The sequence below is a fragment of the Hydrogenivirga sp. 128-5-R1-1 genome (genome assembly GCF_000171895.1).
Map to the genome: position 1 here is coordinate 1 of NZ_ABHJ01000246.1, position 1726 is coordinate 1726.

General features: G+C 31.3%; 3 protein-coding genes. 1 reads left to right on the top strand and 2 read right to left on the bottom strand.

Annotation, left to right across the window (positions count from 1 at the left end; translation table 11 throughout):
- On the top strand, positions 1–646 hold a 646-nt coding region (locus HG1285_RS02820), incomplete at its 5' end, for a DUF1732 domain-containing protein (protein WP_008289027.1).
- Here the strand turns inward: HG1285_RS02820 and HG1285_RS02815 are convergent.
- Both HG1285_RS02815 and HG1285_RS02810 read right to left on the bottom strand, forming a co-directional pair.
- Positions 647–1075, bottom strand: a complete 429-nt coding sequence (locus tag HG1285_RS02815) for a hypothetical protein (protein ID WP_008289028.1) — start codon at positions 1073–1075, stop codon at positions 647–649.
- A 33-nt stretch (positions 1076–1108) separates the two neighbouring features.
- The coding region (locus HG1285_RS02810) for an ATP-dependent DNA ligase (protein ID WP_032497053.1) at positions 1109–1726 on the bottom strand (618 nt) is incomplete at its 5' end.

Genomic DNA, 1726 nt, shown 5'->3' on the forward strand with positions numbered 1-1726 from the left:
AAAGATAGAGGAAATTATAGATATTGATATTTTTAAAACTGCTGTAAAGAATGTTAAAGAAATGCTTCAAAAAATTCAGTTAAATCCATCTGATGACAAAATTTACGATATATCTTCAAATTTTTATTCAAACATACAGGAAGAAAAAGAGCCAGATGAACAATTGAAAAATCTTATATTTGAAGCTCTGGAAAAGGCAAGTCAGGAGCTGAAAAAAGAAAGGAAAATAGAAGGAGAAAAGCTTGTAAAGGATATAAATGAAAGATTAAATAAAATTGAAAACTATCTATCTCTAATAGAAAAAGGAAAAGATGAAATTACAGAAAAAGCAAAAAATAAAATGATTGAAAAAATAAAAGAACTTCTTGGAGAGGAGTTTTCCGAAAGAGCTTTCATAGAAGCGTCAATAATAGCTGAAAAAATGGACATAACTGAAGAAATTGTAAGGCTTCATTCTCACATAAAAAGATTTAAACAACTTTTAAATTTAGATGAACCAATAGGCAGAAAACTTGACTTTTTATGTCAGGAAATGCACAGGGAGATAAATACCCTGGGCAATAAAATGCCTGACTTCAGTAAATATACAGTTGAGATGAAAACAGAACTTGAAAAAATACGTCAGCAGGTTCAAAACGTGGAATAATTAATATACATCCTTTAGAACTTCTGCTTCTTTTTTCATGTTCTCAAGTATAGTTTTTGTCCTTTCGGCAAGCTTTACCCACTTGTCTGTAATTTTTTTACTTTTTGGAAAGTTTTCTTCAATTTCTTTGTACTGGTCTATTCTGTAATTTACATAATCAATTAATGTTTGAATTAAATCAATAGTTTTGTCCATTTGTTTTGCGTAGTGAAACAGGTCTTTAAGCATTTCTTTTCTTTCCCTAACAGGAATTTCTACCTGAAAGGCTTTACCCATTTTTTGAATATCTATTCTGGAAATGTATATTCCACTTTTTGCAGGAACTGTTAAAAGTTTTAGTATCCTTTCAAATTCTGTATCTTCTTTGAAATCCTGCAAGTACTTCATATTGGTCATAAATGGATTACTTTGCAATTTTTTATCTTCCATGATATACACCTCTTTATAACATTAATAGATTTATTATACTTTAATTTTTATCTGATTTTGATACATTTCAATAATTTCTTTTTCTGTTGTTGCATCTTCAGGTCTTTTGTCAAATCTGTATCTTCCTGTAAATCTTGGAAATCTTAACCCCAGTCCTCTGCTTGGCTTTATTTTGTCCCATGCACATGTATGTACAGGGCTAAGTGTTAACTCTGCTCCCGTAATTTCAAGGACTAAATAAGGCTCATACCAGATATCAGCAGATAAAATTGAGTTTACTCTTGGGTGTTTATGTCTTATTTGATGGGCTTTTAAAAGCTCATCAAGTTTTTCAAAATCATCTTCTGTAAATCCACTTCCTACTTTACATACTGTTTTAAACTGGTCTGTTTCAGGGTCATAGCATGCCATCAAAAGTGAGCCAAAATACTGAGCTCTCTGTCCTTTACCGTAGAAAGCACCTATTACCACAAGGTCTAAAGTATCTGCAAGATGGGACTTATAGTCTCTTTTATATTTAATCCATAAGAACCCTCTTTTCCCAGCCTGATATATTGAATCTTTTTGCAGTGATTTGCATACAAGCCCTTCACATCCATCTTCTATTGCCTGCAGGAAAAATGATTCCAAATCGTCAACATTATCAATAAT

Excerpts from the sequence above, each read along its gene's own strand:
- HG1285_RS02815 (WP_008289028.1), bottom strand. The coding sequence starts at position 1,075 with ATGGAAGATAAAAAATTGCAAAGTAATCCATTTATGACCAATATGAAG.